We start from the raw sequence: 17502 nt of genomic DNA, 5'->3' as shown, positions 1-17502 counted from the left end.
GGGCTGCCCTGGCTGCGCGCGCCGCTGTTCGCTCTACCGCGTCACCGCGCTACCGGTTGGTGGCCAGCAGCAGGCCGCCCGCGCCCATGAAGAAGCCGCCCGTGGCCTTGTTCAGCCGCACCACCCCGCGCGATGTGCGGATGAAGCGGCGGATCTGCCGCCCGCCCGCCGCGTACACCGCCGTGGACACAAACTCGGCCGCCAGGTACACGGCCCCCAGCACCACGAACTGGCGCACCGCCGGCTGGGCCGGGTCGATGAACTGCGGAAAGATCGCGGCGAACAAGATGATCGCCTTGGGGTTGGTGATGCCCAGCAAGAACTCCTGGGTGATGAGCGCCCGCAGTTTCACCGGCGCGCCCGAGGCCTTCACATCGCCGCCCTCCACCACCTCCAGCCCGCTGAATTCGCGGCTGCGCCACGCACGCCAGCCCAGCCAGAACAGGTACAGCGCGCCCACCCACTTGACCACGGAGAACGCCGTCTCGGACGCCAGCAGCATGGCTCCCAGGCCCACGGCCGAAACCGTGAGGAAGATGGCGAACGCCGCCACCCGGCCCAGCGTGGCCACCAGCGCGGCGCCCACACCGGCGCGGATGCCGTTGTTCAGGCCGCAAAAATTGTTGGGGCCGGGCGTGAGCGCAATGGCCACCGCCACGGGGGCGAAGAGGAGCGCGTCCATGGTATTCCTTGGGATGAAAGGAGAAAAAGCAGAAAAAACTGCCGGGGGAAGGCGCCCAGTTTACCGAGCCCGGGCCAGCGTCAGCGTGCGGCCCCAGGCCACGCCCGGCAGCGGCTCGTAGTGCGCCACCGCCACCAGCCGCGCCGGGTGGGCGGCGGCCCGGCCCAGCACCTGCACCAGGTAGTTGACCGAGGGCTTGTCGAGCCCCGCCACCGGTTCGTCGATGAGCAGGAGCGCCGCTCCGCTGGCCAGGCCGCCGGCCATCAGCACCTTGCGGCGGCTGCCGGTGGACAGGGCAAAAAAGGGCTTGTCCAGGTGCGGCTCCAGCGAAAAGCCCTCCACATGGGCCGCCAGCGCTGCCGCGTCCCACCGGGCATGCTGCGCAGGCAGCCCCGCCAGCCACTGCCGTGCGGTGAGCTCGTCCAGCGCCGTGCTGCGCGGATCCTGCCAGAACACCTGCGCGCGGTAGGCCGCCGGGTCGGTGCGCTGCCGCACGCCCTGCAGCGTGATCTCGCCCGACCGGGGCGCCAGTTCGCCCGCCAGAAGGCGCAGCAGCGTGGTCTTGCCGCTGCTTTCATCGCCCTGCACCAGTGCCAGGCCTGCGGGCCAGGCCAGAGACACGTCCTCCAGCACCGCGCACTCGGGGTAGGCAAAACCCAGGCGCTCCACCCTCAAAACCACGTTGTCGGCCACCGCGCGTCCTTGCACATTGAAAAAAAGAAGGAATTCTAGAGAGTGGCCCGCTCACGCACCGAGCGCACCAGCACGCGTGGCCGCGCAGGTTGCCTTACGTCTCCCGCACAATGCCGCAATGACCTTGAACTACCTGGACTTTGACTACAGCGAAGACGACGAAGGCACCGGTACCTTCGACGCCATGGCCAGCGTGTCGCCCGCACAGCTGCCGCCCTTGCAGGCCGAAGTGGCGCAGGTGCTGCAGTGGGCCCACGCCGAATTTCCCGACGCCTGCGGCCCGGCGGAGGATGGGGGCCAGTGGCAGTACGACCTGCAGGGCGTGCAGGAAGTCAGCACGCCGCTGCAACTCGCCTTCGACCCGCTGGCAGGCAGCATCCACAGCGTCCCGGGGAGCCCAGCGCCTGCACGCACCACCTTGACGCTGTCGATCAGCGGCAGCGCAGCGTTCTGCGCAGCGCTGCGCAGCGCGTTCGATATCGTGTGAATGCCCTGTGGCGGCAGCAGAGCCTCGCCCAGCCTGCGCAACGGCGCGCCGTCGGCCTACAGTGGCTGAAGGGCCCGGGGGTCTATCCTCAATTCAAGCTGTCGCGCCCGGAGTGCGGATGCGCAGCGCACCAAGGACACCCCATGGATCGCCACCTCCAGTTACCCTGCCACACCAGCACCGCGTCTCGCGCAGCGGTACCTTTTGCGCCCACGGCCGGACAGTGGAGCGCAGCATGACCCTTTTGCACACCCTGGCCGCCACGCCGCCCCACAGCGCCCTTCTCGCCGCGGATGGCTGGTCTTTCCCCGGCACAGGCGGGGGCGACGCCAGCGCAGCCTCTCGCCCGTCGGCCGACCGCGTCCGCATGGAGCTTCACATCGGATTGCGCTACGAGATCGACCAGTACGGCGCGGACTTCGTTTTCAACATCCACGCCGCCAAGACGCCCCAGCAGACGGTGAGCAACGAGCGGCTGGTCATCAACCAGGACATCTCCTACCAGATCCACACCGACCCCGCCACGCTCAACCGCTCGCTGCGCCTGCACGGCGAGCCCGGCGTGCTGGAGCTGTCGTACTCGGCCACCGTAGACATCGCCCACCACCGCGCCGACCCCCTGCAGCTGGCGGAAGTGCCGGTGCGGCAACTGCCGCCCGAGGTGATGGGCTACATCTACCCCAGCCGCTACTGCCAGTCGGACAGGCTGCTGCGCCTGGCCAACAAAGAGTTCGGCGCGCTCTGGCAAGGGCATGGCCGCGTACAGGCGATTCGGGATTGGGTGAACCGCCACGTGGCGTTCACGTCCAACACCTCGAACTCCAACACATCGGCCGTCGATACCCTGATCGAACAGGTGGGCGTGTGCCGTGATTTCGCGCACCTCATGATCGCGCTGTGCCGCGCGGTGAACATCCCCGCGCGTTTTACCACCGGCACCGACTACGGCGCCGACCCCAGCCTGGGCCCACCGGACTTTCATGCCTACGTGGAGGTGTATTTGGGCGACCGCTGGTACATCTTCGATCCCTCCGGCACCGCCATTCCGATGGGGCTGCTGCGCTTTTCCACCGGGCGCGACGCGGCGGACGTGGCGTTTGCCACCATCTTCGGCGGCGTGCGGGCCGACCCGCCGGTCATCCGCACCACCGCCATCGAAGATGCGGGCAACCGCTTCGTGCAGCCCGTGCATTGCATCGAGGCATTGTCCACCGACCAGGGAACGGTCGCAGGCAACCATTTCACAGTGCCTTGACACTGCAGCCAAGGGCCCGCGTCCCCCGCGGTATGCGTGTGCTGGCCGCAAAAAAGCCCGTGAGGCTCATGTGGCCTAAAATCATGCTTTTTTCCACTTCGACAGAGAACCACCATGGGCAACAAGATCGTCACCGAAGCAGACCGCAAGCGCACCCCCCGTCCCCAGCCCCTGCCTGGCATGTCGCTGGCCACCCCTGGCCGCGGCCAGCGCACCAGCCTGGAGCGTGGCGTGGCCACCCGCAGCAAGAAGAACCCTGGCAAGCGCACCCACAAGGGCGGCTGATCTGCCCCTGGGGCCATGGCCCCGTGCCAAGAAACGCCCTCCTTCGCGAGGGCTTTTTTGTGCCTGCCGGCCTGCCCCCGCCATTGCCCGGCCGCAGCGCGGGCGCCCATCTCCAACCACTAAGATGACACCATGATCACCGTGCACCACCTTGAAACCTCGCGCTCGCAGCGCGTCCTGTGGCTCCTGGAAGAACTGGGCGTGCCGTACGAGCTCAAGATCTACCAGCGCGACAAGGCCACCAAGCTCGCCCCGCCAGCGCTGAAAAAGATCCATCCCCTGGGCAAGTCGCCCGTCATCACCGATGGGGACGAGGTCATCGCCGAGTCCGGTGCCATCGTCGAATACCTGGTGGAAACCTACGGCGCCCAGGCCGGCGGCGACCTGGCCCACCTGCAGCCTGCGCGCGGCACGCCGGCCTACCGCCAGTGCCGGTTCTGGATGCACTACGCCGAGGGCTCGCTGATGAACTGGCTGGTGATGAAGCTGGTGTTCATGACCATTCCGACGCAGCCCATGCCCTTCTTCGTCAAACCCATCGCCAAGGCGCTGTGCGGCAAGGTGCAGGACAAGGTGATCGACCCCAACGTGAACACCGCGCTCGAGTTCATGGAGCAGCACCTGGGCCAGAACACCTGGTTCGCCGGCGAGCACCTGAGCATGGCCGACTTCCAGATGAGCTTTGCGGTCGAGGCAGCCTTGTCGCGCGCCAGCAAGGCTGCCAGCTGCCCGAACCTGCAGGCCTACAAGCGCCGCATGGAGGCACGCCCGGCCTACCAGCGCGGCATCGCCAAGGGCGGGCCGGTGGTCATGGGGGCCTGAACGGGTGGCTGAACGAGGGGTCGGCGCGGCTGGCTCGCGTCAGCCCACGCCGCACACCAGCGCGCCCGGCTCGTTGTGCGCCAACTCCCGCTCGTTCTTGGCCCGCGCCACCTCCACGTCGCGCGGCAGGGCCACGCCGTTCTTCACGGCCAGGATCTCGGCCATCACGCTCACCGCGATCTCGGGTGGGGTCTTGCTGCCGATGTAGATGCCGATGGGCCCGCGCAGCCGCGCCAGGGTCTCGGCGGTCTGGTCGAAGTGCTCCATCATCCGCGCGCGGCGGGCCTCGTTGTTGCGGCGCGAGCCGATGCCGCCCACGTAGAACGCATCGGTGCCCAGCGCCTCTAGCAGCGCCAGGTCGTCGAGCTTGGGGTCGTGCGTGAGCGCCACCACGCAGCTGCGCCGGTCGGGCTTGAAGGCGGCCACCACGTCGTCCGGCATGTCGCTCACCACCGTGGCGGCGGGCACGTTCCAGCTGCCGCGGTATTCCTCGCGCGGGTCGCACACCGTGACCGCAAAGCCGTTGAACAGCGCCATCGTGGCCAGATACTCGGCCAGTTGCCCCGCGCCGATCAGCAGCATGCGGTATTCGGGGCCGAAGGTGTTGGTGAGCTGCTGCGCGTCCAGCACCAGGTCCTGCGGAGCGGCCGCCGGTTGCAGCGTGGCCACGCCATCGGCCAGGCGCACACTGCGCTCCATCAGGCGGCCGGCCTCCAGCGCGCGGATCAGCTCGGCCAGGCCGGCCGGGTCGGGGTCGTACTCCAGCAGCAGCTCCAGCGTGCCGCCGCAGGGCAGGCCGAAGCGGTGCGCCTCGTCCGCCGTGATGCCGTACTTGACGAAGGCGGGCGGGCCGCTCGGGATGCTGCGGTCCACCGCCGCATCGCCTGCGCCGGCCGCACTGGCTGCGGCGGCCACCTGCGCATAGGCCCGCGTGTGGCGGTCGATCAGGTCGTCCTCGATGCACCCGCCCGACACCGACCCCACCACCGCCCCGTCTTCGCACAGCGCCATGATCGAGCCCACCGGGCGCGGCGACGAGCCCCAGGTCCGCACCACGGTGGCCAGCAGCGCACGCCGCCCCGCCGCCCGCCAGCCCTGCAGCGTGCGCAGCACCATCACATCCAGGTTTTCCATCGCACCATCACCCCATCCATTGCATTCAGATTTCAACGCACTCAGCCCCGCCCTTCGCAAACGGGGTACTCCACCAGCGCCACCGTGGATCCCGCTCCGCCGTTCCACCGGGCGCGTCTCCCCCAGGGGGGACGGCGCGCAGCGACTCAGGGGGAGTCAAGACCTTCTGGGAGAGTCAGTTCCACCACCACGCTAACAGCACCAGCGCCGCCGCGCCCACGGCCCACACCCAGACCGGTATGCCACTGGGGGGATTGTCGTCGCCCGCCGTGGCCGCCAGCGCGCTGAGCTCCGAGGCTGCGGCAGGGACAGCGGCGCCCGAAACGGGCTCGGGGTCGTCGGCCGCACCCGCAGTCGCATCATCGGCGGCAGCGCGCGGGTGGCGGCGCTGCATTTCGTTGTCAAAACGCTTGAAGAAATCCTCGGCCATCGACTTGGCCGCGCCATCGATCAGCCGTTGGCCCAGCTGCGCGATCTTGCCGCCCACCGTGGCCTGCACGGTGTAGTGCAGCTCGCAGCTGTCCTGCCCTGCAGCGTCGGCGGGCAGCGGCACCAGCCGGACCTGCGCGCTGCCCTTGCCGAAGCCGGCCACGCCGCCCGAGCCGTCGAAGGCGATGGTGTAGCTCTCGGGCGGCACGATGTCCGACAGCGTGATCTTGCCCGCGAACCTGGCCGACACCGGCCCGATCTTGAGCGCCATGGCCACGCTGTACTGGTGCTCGGCGGTGGGCTCGACCTTGTCGCAGCCGGGGATGCACAGCTTGAGCACCTCGGGGTCGTTGAGTGCGTCCCAGGCCTGCTGCTGGCTCACGGCAAGGGTACGGCTTGCTTGCATTTCCATGGTGGGGTCCTCTCAGTGTTCAGATGTCTCAACTGCCGGTCGGCAATAGGGGATCGGCGACGCAAAAAAGAACCCGCCCGTTCGTGCTGAGCTTGTGGAAGCACTGCGCTGCGCTTCGACAGGCTCAGCGCGAGCGGGAGGGGCAGTCATTGCAAAACGCATTGGTTGGAAACCCCTCACTGCCGCAGCAGCGCCGCCAGGCTGCCCGCCAGGTCCTGCAGCCGCGCGAGGTTGTGCACCGCCAGCATGCCGTGCGCCTGGCGGTGCAGCGCCGCCGCGCCGCGCGCGGAAGGCGCATAGCCGCCGAAGCGCAGCAGCGGGTTGAGCCACAGCAGGCGGCCGCTGTGGCGGCGCAGCCAGCCCAGCTCGCGCTCCAGCACCTCGGGCGCGCCGGTGTCGAGGCCGTCGCTGATGAGCAGCACCAGCGTGCGCCGCCCCACCAGCCGCCGCGCATGCAGCAGGCGCAGCGCGGCCAGGCTGTCGCCCATGCGCGTGCCGCCGGCAAAGTCTGCGATGGCCTGGCCGGCCATCTCCAGCATGGCGTCGGTGTCGGCCAGCCGGAACGCGGGCGTGAGGTCGGTCAGGCCCGTGCCGAACGCGAACACGTCGCGCCGCAGGCCCGGCCCTGCATGGCGCTGCGCGGTGGCCGCGTGCAAAAAAGCCAGCAGCAGCCGCGCATATCGCTCCATGGAGCCCGACACGTCCACCAGCACCAGCAAGGGCAGCGGCTGCTGGCGGCGCTGCAGGCGCGGCAGGGTCAGCAGCTCGCCGCCGGTGCGCGCGGCCTGCTGCATGGCACCGGGCCAGTGCGGGCGGCTGCCGCGCACGCCGGGGCGCGTGCGGCGGGCGACGTAGCGCGGCAACGGCAGTGCGATGTCCCGGGCCAGGCGTTCGACCAGCAGGTACTCGCTGGCCGACAGCTGGTTGAAGTCCGCATGGTGCAGGCGCTGCCTGTCGCTGGCGGTCATGGCGGCATCGAGCTCGATCTTCTCGTCCTCCCGCACAGGCGGGGCGTTGCGCGCGGCCTGCACCGGTGCCAGAGCCTCGCTCACACGCGGGCGGCGTTTGACCGGGTCGGCCTTCGCCTCGGCACTGGGCAGCATCTGGGCCAGCAGCTTTTGCGCGATGGCGGGGTTCTTGAAATAGGCATCGAACAGCTCGCGGAACACCAGTCGGTCCTGCTCGCGGCTGATCAGCACCGACTCCAGCGCCGCGCCGAAGTCCTCGCGCTCCACCCCCACCAGCATCACGGCCTGCTGCGCCAGCGCCATGCGGGCGGCATCCACCGGCACGCCGGCGCGGCGCAGGGTGCGGCCAAAGCCGGTGAGGTTGTCGGCCAGCTTGCCGGTGCGGGCATCACCGAGTTGAGAGATGGTTGTGCCTCCCGCCATGGTCGCACCCTCACAGGTTCCCACACAGGTGACGGATGCGCATTCGATCACTCCAGACCGTTCGGGCTGCGCCTGTCGAAGCTTCGCGCAGCGCTTGGACAAGCCCAGCGTGAACGGCTGCGTATCTTGGAAGGCCGCTTGGCATCACGCGTCGGCAGGCTGCAGCAGCAGCTGCGACATGTCGCACGTGAGTGCCGCCACATCCTCGCGCTGCTTGAACAAAATGCCCGCCGTGTCGGAGACCACTTCGGGGTCCACCACGATGGTGTCCAGCGCCACCAGCGCCTTGGCCCATTCCACGCTTTCAGCGATGCCCGGCGCACGCTGGAAGGCGTTGGCGAACGGCTGGCTGCGCAGCCGGCCCACGAAGTCGGCCACCTGCTGGGCCAGCGCCGCGCTGGCACCGGGCACCTGGGCGCGCACGATGGCCAGTTCGCGGTCGCGGTCGGGGTAGTCGAGCCAGTGGTACAGGCAGCGGCGCTTGACGGCATCATGCAGGTCACGCGTGCGGTTGCTGGTGAGCAGGGTCACCGGCGTGGCGCTGGCGCGCACCGTGCCGATCTCGGGGATGCTGATCTGGTACTCGCCCAGGTATTCGAGCAGGAAGGCCTCGAAGGGCTCGTCGGCGCGGTCCACCTCGTCGATGAGCAGCACGGCACCCGGCGCGGGAGCCTGCAGGGCCTGCAGCAGCGGGCGGCGGATGAGGTAGCGATCCTGGTAGACCTCGCGCTCGACCTGGTCCATGTCGGCGTTGGCCTTGCCTTCCGCCAGGCGCATGTGCAGCAGCTGGGCGGCGTAGTTCCACTCGTACAGCGCTTCACGCTGCTCCAGCCCGTCGTAGCACTGCAGGCGGATCAGGCTGCGCGAGAGCACCGCACTCAGAGCCCGGGCCAGCGCGGTCTTGCCCACGCCGGGCTCGCCCTCCAGCAGCAGGGGGCGCTGCAGTTGCAGTGCCAGGAAGACCGACGTGGCGAGGCGCCGGTCGGCGAAGTAGCCCACGCCCTGCAAGGCCTGCAGCAGCGCGTCCACGGAGGCGGATGCCGGGTGGTGTGCAACGTGAGGGGCTTGTGGATTCATTGCTATTTAATTGATAGCTGCTAGCGCTTTCCCATCAAGCGGTAGCGGCCATTTTTATTCAATACCTACCCACCACGGAGCACCCGGCGCCGTGGTGGGTCGCCGATCTCCCCTCCCCGCTTATCCCACCAACCGGGCCACGGCACGTTGGGTCTGCACGCTGATCAAGTTGGCGCGGTACGCGGCGCTCGCGTGGATGTCGCTGTTGAGGTCGCTCGCGTCGATCTTCACGGCAGCGGCCGATGCGGGCGTGAAGCTCTGGTTGAGCGCTGCCTCCAGCCCCGCGTGGCGGAACACGCTGCTGGCCGCGCCGGTGATGGCCACGCGCACGCCGCTGTCCGCCTGCGCCACGAACACGCCCACCAGAGAAAAGCGCGACGCGGCCTGCTTGAACTTGAGGTACACCGCGCGCTTCGGGATCGGAAAGCGGATGGCGGTGATGATCTCGCCCTCCTCCAGCGCCGTGGTGTACATGCCCACGAAGAAATCATCGGCTGCGACCTCGCGCTGGTTCGTGATGACCGTCGCCCCCAGGCCCAGCACCGCGCTGGGGTAGCAGGCCGCCGGGTCGTTGTTGGCCACCGACCCGCCCAGCGTGCCCCGCGCGCGCACCTGCCGGTCGCCGATGTGCGCGGCCAGGTCGGCCAGCGCGGGAATCGCACTTTTGACCTCTGCGCTGTTGGCCACGTCCATGTGGCGCGTCATGGCACCGATGACCAGCGCGTTGCCCTCGCGGCGGATGCCGGCCAGCTCGGCGATGCTGTTCAGGTCGACGATCTTCTCCGGGTTGGCCAGGCGCAGGCGCATCGACGGCAGCAGGCTCTGCCCGCCCGCCAGCAGCTTGCCGCCCTGGGCGATGAGCTGCGCTGCGGCTGCGGTGGACGATGGGTTTTCAAAAGTGAAGGCGTACATGGTGTGTCTCCTCAGGCCTTGGCTTTTTGAATGGCTTCCCACACGCGGTGCGGCGATGCAGGCATGTCGAACTCCTTCACGCCCAGCGGGTGTAGCGCGTCGAGCACGGCGTTGATCACCGCAGGCGGCGACCCGATGGCCCCGGCCTCGCCACAGCCCTTGGTGCCCAGCGGGTTGTGCGTGCAGGGTGTGCAGACATGGCCCAGCTTGAACTCGGGGAAGTCATCAGCGCGCGGCATGGCGTAGTCCATGAAGCTGCCCGTCAGCAGCTGGCCCGTCTCGCGGTCGTACACGCAGTTTTCCATCAGCGCCTGGCCGATGCCCTGCACCAGCCCGCCGTGCACCTGGCCTTCCACGATCATCGGGTTGATGATGGTGCCGAAGTCGTCCACGGCGGTGAACCTGTCCACGCGCGTGCTGCCGGTGGCGGGGTCCACCTCCACCTCGCAGATGTAGGTGCCTGCAGGGAAGGTGAAGTTGGTCGGGTCGTAGAAGGCCGTCTCGTTGAGCCCGGGTTCGAGCTTGTCGAGCGGGTAGTTGTGCGGCACGTAGGCCGTGAGCGCCACCTGGCCGAACGGGATCTTCTTGTCCGTGCCGCGCACGGTGAATTCACCGCCGCTGAAGTCGATGTCGGCGTCGCTCGCCTCCATCAAATGCGCCGCGATCTTCTTGGCCTTGGCCTCGATCTTGTCCAGCGCCTTCATGATGGCCGCGCCGCCCACGCTGATGGAGCGCGAGCCGTAGGTGCCCATGCCGAACGGCACACGGCCCGTGTCGCCGTGCACGATGTCCACGTTCTCCACCGGAATGCCGAGGCGCGCGGCCACAACCTGCGCAAAGGTGGTCTCGTGCCCCTGGCCATGGCTGTGCGAGCCGGTGAACACCGTCACGCTGCCGGTGGGGTGCACGCGCACCTCGCCGCATTCGAACAGGCCCGCGCGCGCACCCAGGGCGCCTGCGATGTTGGACGGCGCGATGCCGCAGGCCTCGATGTAGCTGCTGTAGCCGATGCCGCGCTTGAGGCCCTGGGCCTCGCTGGCCGCCTTGCGCGCCGCAAAGCCGGCCACGTCGGCCAGCTCTTGCGCCTGCGTCATGCACGCGTGGTAGTCGCCCACGTCGTACTGCAGCGCCACGGGCGTCTGGTAGGGCCAGCTGGTGATGAAGTTGCGCTTGCGGATCTCGTCCTGCGACAGGTTCATCTCCCAGCCGCAGCGGCTGACCAGGCGCTCGAGCAGGTAGGTGGCCTCGGGCCGGCCCGCGCCCCGGTAGGCGTCGACGGGCGCGGTGTTGGTGAACCAGGCGTCGACCTCCACATAGATCTGCGGCGTGGTGTACTGGCCCGCCAGCAGCGTGGCGTACAGGATGGTGGGCACCGCGCTGGCAAAGGTGCTGAGGTAGGCGCCCATGTTGGCGTCGGTGTGCACGCGCATGGCCAGGAACTTGCCATCCTTGTCCATCGCCATCTCGGCATGGCTCACGTGGTCGCGGCCATGCGCGTCGGACAGGAAGGACTCGCTGCGGTCGGCCACCCACTTGATGTTGCGGTTGAGCTTCTTGGCCGCCCAGGTCAGGCACACATCCTCGGCGTACAAAAATATCTTGGAGCCGAAGCCGCCACCCACGTCGGGCGCGATCACGCGCACCTTGTGCTCGGGCAGGCCCATCACGAAGGCCGTCATGAGCAGCCGTTCCACGTGCGGGTTCTGGTTGCTCACGTACAGCGTGTACTCGTCGTTGGCGCGGCTGTAGCTGCCGATGGCCGTGCGCGGCTCCATGGCGTTGGGGATCAGCCGGTTGTTGACCAGATCGAGCTGCGTCACATGCGCCGCGTTGGCAAAGGCCGCATCCACCGCGCCCTTGTCGCCGATGGCCCACTTGTAGCAGTGGTTGTCCGGCGCCGCGTCGTGCAGGCCCGCGCCCGCCACCGTGCCTGCGGCGGCGTCGGCCACGCTGACGACGGCGGGCAGCACGTCGTAGTCCACCTCCACCAATTCAGCCGCGTCGCGCGCCTGCTGCTGCGTGAGGGCCACCACCATGGCCACGTGGTCGCCCACGTAGCGCACCTTGCCCTGCGCCAGGATGGGGTGCGGCGGCTCCTTCATCGGCTGCCCGTCGGTGCTGGTGATGAGCCAGCCGCAGGGCAGGCCGTTGATGTTGTCGGCCGCCACGTCGGTGCCCACAAAGATGCCCAGCACGCCGGGCGCCGCCTTGGCGGCATCGGTGTTGATGCTGTTGATGCGCGCGTGCGCATGCGGCGAGCGCACGAACACGGCGTGGCTTTGCGCGGCCAGCACCACGTCGTCGGTGTACTGGCCCGCGCCGGTGAGGAAGCGGTAGTCCTCCTTGCGCTTGAGCGACTCGCCGATGTGCGGCAGCTTGGAGAAGTCGGATGCACCCATGGTCTGTCTCCTTGTTTTCCGTTATGCCGAGGCCATGGCTTTTTGGCCGACCTGCACAGCGCGCACGATGTTCTGGTAGCCGGTGCAGCGGCAGATGTTGCCTTCGAGCAGCTCGCGGATCTCGCCTTCGCTCGCGTGCGGGTGGCTGTTGCACAGGTCCACCGCGCTCATCACCATGCCCGGGGTGCAGAAGCCGCACTGCAGGCCGTGGCATTCCTTGAACGCCGCCTGCATGGGGTGCATGGTGCCGTCCGCTGCGGCCAGGCCCTCGATGGTCTGCACATCGGCGCCCTGGGCCTGCACGGCCAGCATGGCGCAGGATTTGACCGCGCGGCCGTTGACGTGCACCGTGCACGCTCCGCACTGGCTGGTGTCGCAGCCCACGTGCGTGCCTGTGAGCAGCAGGTGCTCTCGCAGCGCATGGACCAGCAGGGTGTTGGGAGGGACGTCAACACTGGCAGCGCGCCCGTTGACCGTGAACTGGACTTGCATCTGGCTGTCTCCTGGAAGGGTTTTTGGCTGGACGAGAACGTGTTCACGATCTCGCAAGGGATCGCGTTGGAGCGCAACCGGGATCAGTGGATGCTTCGGGTACGCCGCATGGGCTCATGCCCATGCAAGCAGCCGCGGCGCCAAGACTCCAAGTGCATCGGCCAGATTTCGCTCCAACCCTTCGGGCAGTGGTCTTTGCGGAAGGTCGCAGCGTTGCGGCGCTTGCCAATAGCCGAGCCAATGGCCGCGCACCGCACCTTGCATCCCATCCCGCAAAGACCGCTGCGCGACCCCTGGGAGATCGTGAACACGTTCTTTGCCCATCTTGTGCCCCGCCCCCGCCACATTCCCTAGGGACAACCCTAGATTCTCAGGGGCCTTCGCTGGATATTCTCAAAATGAAACATGTTGCAGCGCACACCGGCGCATCATGCGCAGCTCAAGGATTCAGTTCACCATGCTGCCCTCCGCCCCCCCTTGCACCGCCCACCGCCACACGCTGATTGCACAGGCCCGCCAGACCTTGCTGGCGGACGACGCGGCGCCACTGCATGCGCAAGTGGAGCCCTGGATTGCGCGGTCGTGGCAACGCTGCCTGGCCCAGGGAATGGATCCCACGCAGCGGGTGGTGTTCGAGGCCGTCAGTGCCCCAGCGCTGCACCACAGCCTGGAGCAGAACCACGCCCTCCTGCGCGCTGCGCGCCCCGTGCTGGAGCAGCTCACGCGCGCCATCGCCGGCATGCGCTACTTCGCGATCCTCACGGACGCCCGGGGCACGGTGGTCGATGTGCAGGGCCATTGCGACCAGAGCGACCCACGCGCCAGCAGCATTGGCCGCGTGGGCATCGACCTCTCGGAAGCTGCAGTGGGCACCACTGCCATCGGCGCGGCGCTGGCCGAACTGCAGCCCGTGTGGCTCCACCGGGGCGAGCATTTTCTGGACGACAACGGCAGCTACAGCTGCGCGGGTGCACCACTGTTCGACCCCCAAGGTCGGTGCATGGGCATGCTGGATGTCACAGGCATCGACGTGCCCGAGAGGCCCGAGCTGCGCCATTTGGTGGCACGCTCTGCCCGCGCCATGGAGGACGCTCTGCTGCTGCAGCGACCCCATGCCCTGCTGCTGCGCGTGAACTGGCCCGGCTGCACGCTGGGCGGCGAAGGCGATGGCCTGCTCGCGCTTGACGCAGATGGCTGCGTGGTGGGCGCCAACAGCATGGCCCGCCAGCTGGTGCCCCAGCCCCTGCGCGCGCCGGACGCACCCACCCACTGCAGCGACCTGCTGGCCCTGCCCTGGACGATGCTGTTCGACGCGGCCCGGCGCCAACCCTCACAGCCGCTGGACCTGCCCCTGTGGTCTGGCCTGCGCCTTCATGCCCTGGCCCGGTGGTCAGCGCCCGCCCACCGCAGCAGCGCCCCCAGCCACTTGAGCGCCACCGGGGCCTCGCACCTGGTTTGCGCGCCCCCGCCGGTGGCCGCGCCGCTGCGCGAGGCGGAGGCCGCGTTGATACGCCAGGCCGTGCAGGACGCCCGGGGCAACGTGGCCGAGGCCGCCCGCGCGCTGGGCATCAGCCGCGCCACGGTGTACCGCAAGCTGGGCACGCCCAAGGGAACGTGAGCGGTGCCGCGTGCGCGTGCATGCTGGCGCACACGCTCCATCACCCCAAAAAATACAGTGCTGGAAGGGCCTTAGCCCTCAACTGCATTGCCCCAATAGCTACCAAATTTATAGCAACCAAACATCGCAGCAACACTGCGCTCAGAGTTCCGCCAGCGCCAGCACCACGGCGTTTTCTTCGAGCAGCAGCACCACGGCACTGCCCGGGCGCAACCCGCTCCGGGGCGCAGCAAAACCCACCATGTGAAGGCCTTCCGTCAGCTCGGCCGACACCTCATCACCCGATTCGCCACGCACGACCCGTGTGACCCGGGCGGACAGCCGGTGGGTTCCCTCCGGGACGGCATGGGCGCTGGCAAGCGCCACGCGCACGTCGCGCTCCACCCGCACCGCCGTGGCCTTGCACAGCGCCAGCACTGCCAGACCCGGTTGCAAGCCCAACAGCTCGGCACTTTCTCGGGTGATGCGCGAGGCCAGCGACACAGCGCCTGCTGCATTCCGCGCTGCGCCTGCGCGATCGCCCTGCAGTCGCAGGTGCACACACGCGATCTGCCCCCGCACCGCGAGCCGATCCACCACACAAGGCAGCTGGTTGCGTATGCTGGTTCTCACTGCCAGCCGCGCCAGAGCCGGGCCCGCGTGGGGCGTGGCCTGCCAACGCGAGAGCACCGCACCACGGGCTTGCGCCATCGCATCGGCGGCGACCAGCAGTTGCAGGCCCGCTTCGGTCAACTGGGCACCGCCGCCCCCAGCCCCGCCCACCGCGCGGGACACCAGAGGCGTACCCGCCAGATTGGTGAGCGTGTCGACCGCCTGCCACGCGGCCTTGTAGCTCACGCCCACGGCGCGGGCGGCCTGCGAGATGGAGCCACAAACGCCAATCTGGCGCAGGATGTCGATGCGTTTGTCGGTCAGCGCATGGCCCAGCGCGTCAGTGAGAGTAGGTGAAACAGGCATGGGGTGATGATGCATGAGACGCGGGCGCATGATGCACGCACCCACAGCAAAACCGTGCGAACCAGGGTGTGTCATCAAGCCCCCTCATGCGAAAGCCGGTCAGGCCGCGCCACGCGGCGCCTGCTGCTTCGTCGAGTGGCTTGCCGCTAGAGGGGTGTGGGGCGCGCCCCGCCTGGCGCATCCGTCCGCATCGCGGAGCCAGCGCGTGGATGTGTCGGTTGACGGCGCGCCCTCAGCCGCTGGCCAGATTCTGGACGGCCCGATCGACATCTGGCGAGATCCTCCGGGCGCCTGGCCGCCACCGATGTGTCGATATCCGCCCTCAGTCCACACCTTCACCTGCCACGGAGGGCGAGGGGGCGATCGGCCAGTCCTGCCGGACAGAGATCAGACAGCGACCGATGTCCCGGCGGTCGTAGAGCGGCTTTCGATTTTCCTCTTTTGACTTCGTTGGCACGTGCGCCGAGCGGCAATTGCTCCCCCTCAGTCTCAAGCGAAATCTCAGTGGGGAATAAACAGAAGTCGGCTCCCTGGACATCATCAAACGGGAGCCAGGCAAAACCGAAACCGTCAAACTTCGCCAAAGCCCGAGTTTGTCCCACCAAAGCAATCAGCCTCTCTTGATCTTGGACGGGCAGTCCTTTGACACAGGATGCAACGGACAAAATTCGGACACGATTCCCGGCTGCAAGAAACTTACCGTCGGCATCTCTCGGTGCGAGAGGGAAGTCATCCGCGTTCGTATGTGTTGTGTGGGCCATAAGTCCAATTTTGGAGCAAATGGAGGCCCGCAACAAAACAGGCAGTTTGCGGTCTGACGAGCCGCTTTTTTGCGAACATACAAAGGGCTCCTGCTTGCCCGCTGGCGTCCCACGCCGTGAGGCAGAATCCAGCCAGAAGCAGACTTCCAGTTTCTATCGTTCCCAGCTTCGATGAAGAACATTCATCGACGGCGCAGTGAACTGCGTGCACGACATCTTTGCCGCCACTGATGAAGAGTTCGCGCTCATCTTCCCTGACGGGCAAGACATCGCGTTCATTGATGAGGTCTATGAGCGCAGCAGCGACGACGCAACGCTCAACCGTGCGTTTGAAGCGATGGGAATCCATGGGCAACTGTTCTACGAACTCGAAGCGAAAAAGGTGTTTTATCCAACTCGGCGCGACGAAGAAGCAGCGAACCCAGACGGCTCCAGCTTGAGATAAGAACCTGGGCGGCAGGATGCGGCCAGAAGCGGACGTCCCTCAACGGATCGAAAGGAAGTACGTGAAGCTCGTTCATTGGTTTTCCCTTGCCGCACTCGTTGTTGGTGTCGCTTTGCTGTTCGCAGGACTCACGACGGCTGGATGCGTGATCCTCGCTATCGCACCGGTAATTGAGCTGATTCACGCTGCAGTCACGGGAAAACAAACAAACAGCAGCACTCGCTGATCGAAGGCGATTCGACTCATATGCCTGCGCATTCCGGTGATGATGACCAGTCAGTTCGGCACCATGACCACATGCATGCAGCAAATATCCCCCTCAACGGCCGCCAGTGGCCAGGAGCTAATATTCATAGGAGCCATTCGTTCAGACATGAAAAAGCGACCTGATGAGAAACTCAGCGGTGAACTTGCGAGGTTCATGCGACTGTACGCAAGAAAATCGCAGAGAGGCGTCGAGCCAAACGATCGGCGGTATGACCACAAGCTTGAGAAGCTGATGAAACGACTGAACCCCGGCCAATTGAGCCAGCTTCTCCACGACGAAGAGACGACCGAGGTCAACACGCCGCAATCGACCAAGAACGATCAATAATTTCTGGAAGGCAGAAGATGAAGGGGGTGGCTCTTGCTGTCGGGAAGGACAAGTGTCGGGCAGAGTTCGGCCAGGAGCTGCCGTTGCACGCTGTGACGACTGATGATCGTTCAAGGACGTTGCCGCGTAGCTGTGTTAGCCGTTAGCTTGGCCCTCTTGCCCATACCGCGTCCCTGCGACCAACGCGTTGACTATCTCTTGCGCAAGAGACTTGTCGGCTCCAGCTGTGTCGAGCACTGTTTGCATGTGGGCTGCTATGAGTTCCGCTAGCGGCCAATCTGCTACCCAGCTCTGACCGGTGCTCTGATTTCTCAATGTCGGAGGCATAAACCCGGCGAACTCGCCTGGATAGCCCGAACCAGGCAGAAATAATTCAAATGAACCCGCATCCGTTTGGAATACAGCGATGTAGGACCGGTCACCCTGTCGCTCGGCCTTCAGGATGCTGGAAAGATAAGTGATCTGCATGTTTGATCAAGCGTAGCCCAGCTGATGACCCCTTTGCTTCCTTGATCCGAAGGACAGGTCTGGGCCCTGAGCCGAAAGTGGGCGCCGTTCCCCAGAGCAGTCATTGATTCGTATCCACCTGCTTGCAGCTGAAAACGTGACTGTCGAGAGCCCCGGCTTTGCAGGTTCGCAGGCTATAGTTTGTCTCC

19 protein-coding genes are annotated in these 17502 nt (G+C 67.0%); 8 read left to right on the top strand and 11 right to left on the bottom strand.

What is annotated here, in order from left to right; translation table 11 throughout:
- Positions 1-49: 49 nt before the first annotated feature.
- Both KW835_RS25580 and KW835_RS25575 read right to left on the bottom strand, forming a co-directional pair.
- Complete coding sequence (locus tag KW835_RS25580; RefSeq protein WP_218387566.1) at positions 50-682, bottom strand: LysE family translocator; 633 nt, start codon at positions 680-682, stop codon at positions 50-52.
- A 60-nt stretch (positions 683-742) separates the two neighbouring features.
- Positions 743-1375, bottom strand: coding sequence for an ATP-binding cassette domain-containing protein (locus tag KW835_RS25575; protein ID WP_218387565.1), 633 nt, complete (start codon positions 1373-1375; stop codon positions 743-745).
- A 118-nt stretch (positions 1376-1493) separates the two neighbouring features.
- Here KW835_RS25575 and KW835_RS25570 point away from each other — a divergent pair, with 118 nt between their 5' ends.
- The 4 genes from KW835_RS25570 (at position 1494) to KW835_RS25555 (ending at position 4224) form a co-directional block, all read left to right on the top strand.
- Positions 1494-1862 carry a hypothetical protein gene (locus KW835_RS25570; protein WP_218387564.1) on the top strand — a complete coding sequence of 123 codons (369 nt, stop codon included), beginning with the start codon at positions 1494-1496 and terminating at the stop codon, positions 1860-1862.
- A 367-nt stretch (positions 1863-2229) separates the two neighbouring features.
- Entirely contained in the window at positions 2230-3117 is an 888-nt protein-coding gene (locus KW835_RS25565) for a transglutaminase family protein (RefSeq protein ID WP_255593953.1), read from the top strand.
- Between the two features lie 114 nt (positions 3118-3231).
- The gene (locus tag KW835_RS25560) at positions 3232-3402 is read left to right on the top strand and encodes a hypothetical protein (protein ID WP_200912394.1); all 171 of its coding nucleotides are present in this window, start codon (positions 3232-3234) and stop codon (positions 3400-3402) included.
- Positions 3403-3534: 132 nt separating this feature from the next.
- Positions 3535-4224, top strand: coding sequence for a glutathione S-transferase family protein (locus KW835_RS25555; protein ID WP_218387562.1), 690 nt, complete (start codon positions 3535-3537; stop codon positions 4222-4224).
- A gap of 39 nt (positions 4225-4263) precedes the next feature.
- Here the strand turns inward: KW835_RS25555 and KW835_RS25550 are convergent, their stop codons facing one another.
- The 7 genes from KW835_RS25550 to KW835_RS25520 form a co-directional block, all read right to left on the bottom strand.
- Positions 4264-5358 (bottom strand): XdhC family protein, encoded by a 1095-nt coding sequence (locus KW835_RS25550; protein WP_218387561.1) that lies wholly within the window; start codon positions 5356-5358, stop codon positions 4264-4266.
- 175 nt (positions 5359-5533) lie between these two features.
- Positions 5534-6199, bottom strand: a complete 666-nt coding sequence (locus KW835_RS25545; RefSeq protein ID WP_218387560.1) for a CoxG family protein — start codon at positions 6197-6199, stop codon at positions 5534-5536.
- 176 nt (positions 6200-6375) lie between these two features.
- A complete protein-coding gene (locus tag KW835_RS25540) occupies positions 6376-7590 on the bottom strand; it encodes a VWA domain-containing protein (RefSeq protein WP_218387559.1) in 1215 nt (404 codons plus the stop codon).
- Between the two features lie 144 nt (positions 7591-7734).
- Positions 7735-8667, bottom strand: a complete 933-nt coding sequence (locus tag KW835_RS25535; protein WP_218387558.1) for a MoxR family ATPase — start codon at positions 8665-8667, stop codon at positions 7735-7737.
- Between the two features lie 120 nt (positions 8668-8787).
- Positions 8788-9579 carry a xanthine dehydrogenase family protein subunit M gene (locus tag KW835_RS25530; RefSeq protein WP_218387557.1) on the bottom strand — a complete coding sequence of 264 codons (792 nt, stop codon included), beginning with the start codon at positions 9577-9579 and terminating at the stop codon, positions 8788-8790.
- A gap of 11 nt (positions 9580-9590) precedes the next feature.
- On the bottom strand, positions 9591-11978 hold the full coding sequence (locus KW835_RS25525) for a xanthine dehydrogenase family protein molybdopterin-binding subunit (protein ID WP_218387556.1): 2388 nt from the start codon (positions 11976-11978) through the stop codon (positions 9591-9593).
- Positions 11979-11999: 21 nt separating this feature from the next.
- Positions 12000-12470: a (2Fe-2S)-binding protein gene (locus tag KW835_RS25520; RefSeq protein WP_218387555.1), complete on the bottom strand. Its 471-nt coding sequence runs from the start codon at positions 12468-12470 to the stop codon at positions 12000-12002.
- A 457-nt stretch (positions 12471-12927) separates the two neighbouring features.
- Here KW835_RS25520 and KW835_RS25515 point away from each other — a divergent pair, with 457 nt between their 5' ends.
- Entirely contained in the window at positions 12928-14088 is a 1161-nt protein-coding gene (locus tag KW835_RS25515) for a helix-turn-helix domain-containing protein (protein WP_218387554.1), read from the top strand.
- 141 nt (positions 14089-14229) lie between these two features.
- On the opposite strand, the gene KW835_RS25510 is transcribed toward KW835_RS25515, so the two are convergent.
- Positions 14230-15045: a TOBE domain-containing protein gene (locus KW835_RS25510; protein WP_218387553.1), complete on the bottom strand. Its 816-nt coding sequence runs from the start codon at positions 15043-15045 to the stop codon at positions 14230-14232.
- 966 nt (positions 15046-16011) lie between these two features.
- On the opposite strand from KW835_RS25510, the gene KW835_RS25505 reads away from it, so the two are divergent.
- From KW835_RS25505 to KW835_RS25495, 3 genes are all read left to right on the top strand, one after another.
- Positions 16012-16251 (top strand): hypothetical protein, encoded by a 240-nt coding sequence (locus KW835_RS25505; protein WP_255593951.1) that lies wholly within the window; start codon positions 16012-16014, stop codon positions 16249-16251.
- 61 nt (positions 16252-16312) lie between these two features.
- The gene (locus KW835_RS25500; RefSeq protein ID WP_218387552.1) at positions 16313-16477 is read left to right on the top strand and encodes a hypothetical protein; all 165 of its coding nucleotides are present in this window, start codon (positions 16313-16315) and stop codon (positions 16475-16477) included.
- Positions 16478-16552: 75 nt separating this feature from the next.
- Complete coding sequence (locus KW835_RS25495) at positions 16553-16846, top strand: hypothetical protein (protein ID WP_255593950.1); 294 nt, start codon at positions 16553-16555, stop codon at positions 16844-16846.
- Positions 16847-16981: 135 nt separating this feature from the next.
- Here the strand turns inward: KW835_RS25495 and KW835_RS25490 are convergent, their stop codons facing one another.
- Complete coding sequence (locus KW835_RS25490; protein WP_218387551.1) at positions 16982-17314, bottom strand: hypothetical protein; 333 nt, start codon at positions 17312-17314, stop codon at positions 16982-16984.
- Positions 17315-17502 lie beyond the last annotated feature (188 nt).

The organism is Acidovorax sp. sic0104 (assembly GCF_019219095.1).
GTDB lineage: Bacteria > Pseudomonadota > Gammaproteobacteria > Burkholderiales > Burkholderiaceae_C > Acidovorax.
This window is presented reverse-complemented; position numbering and strand designations above follow the sequence as displayed.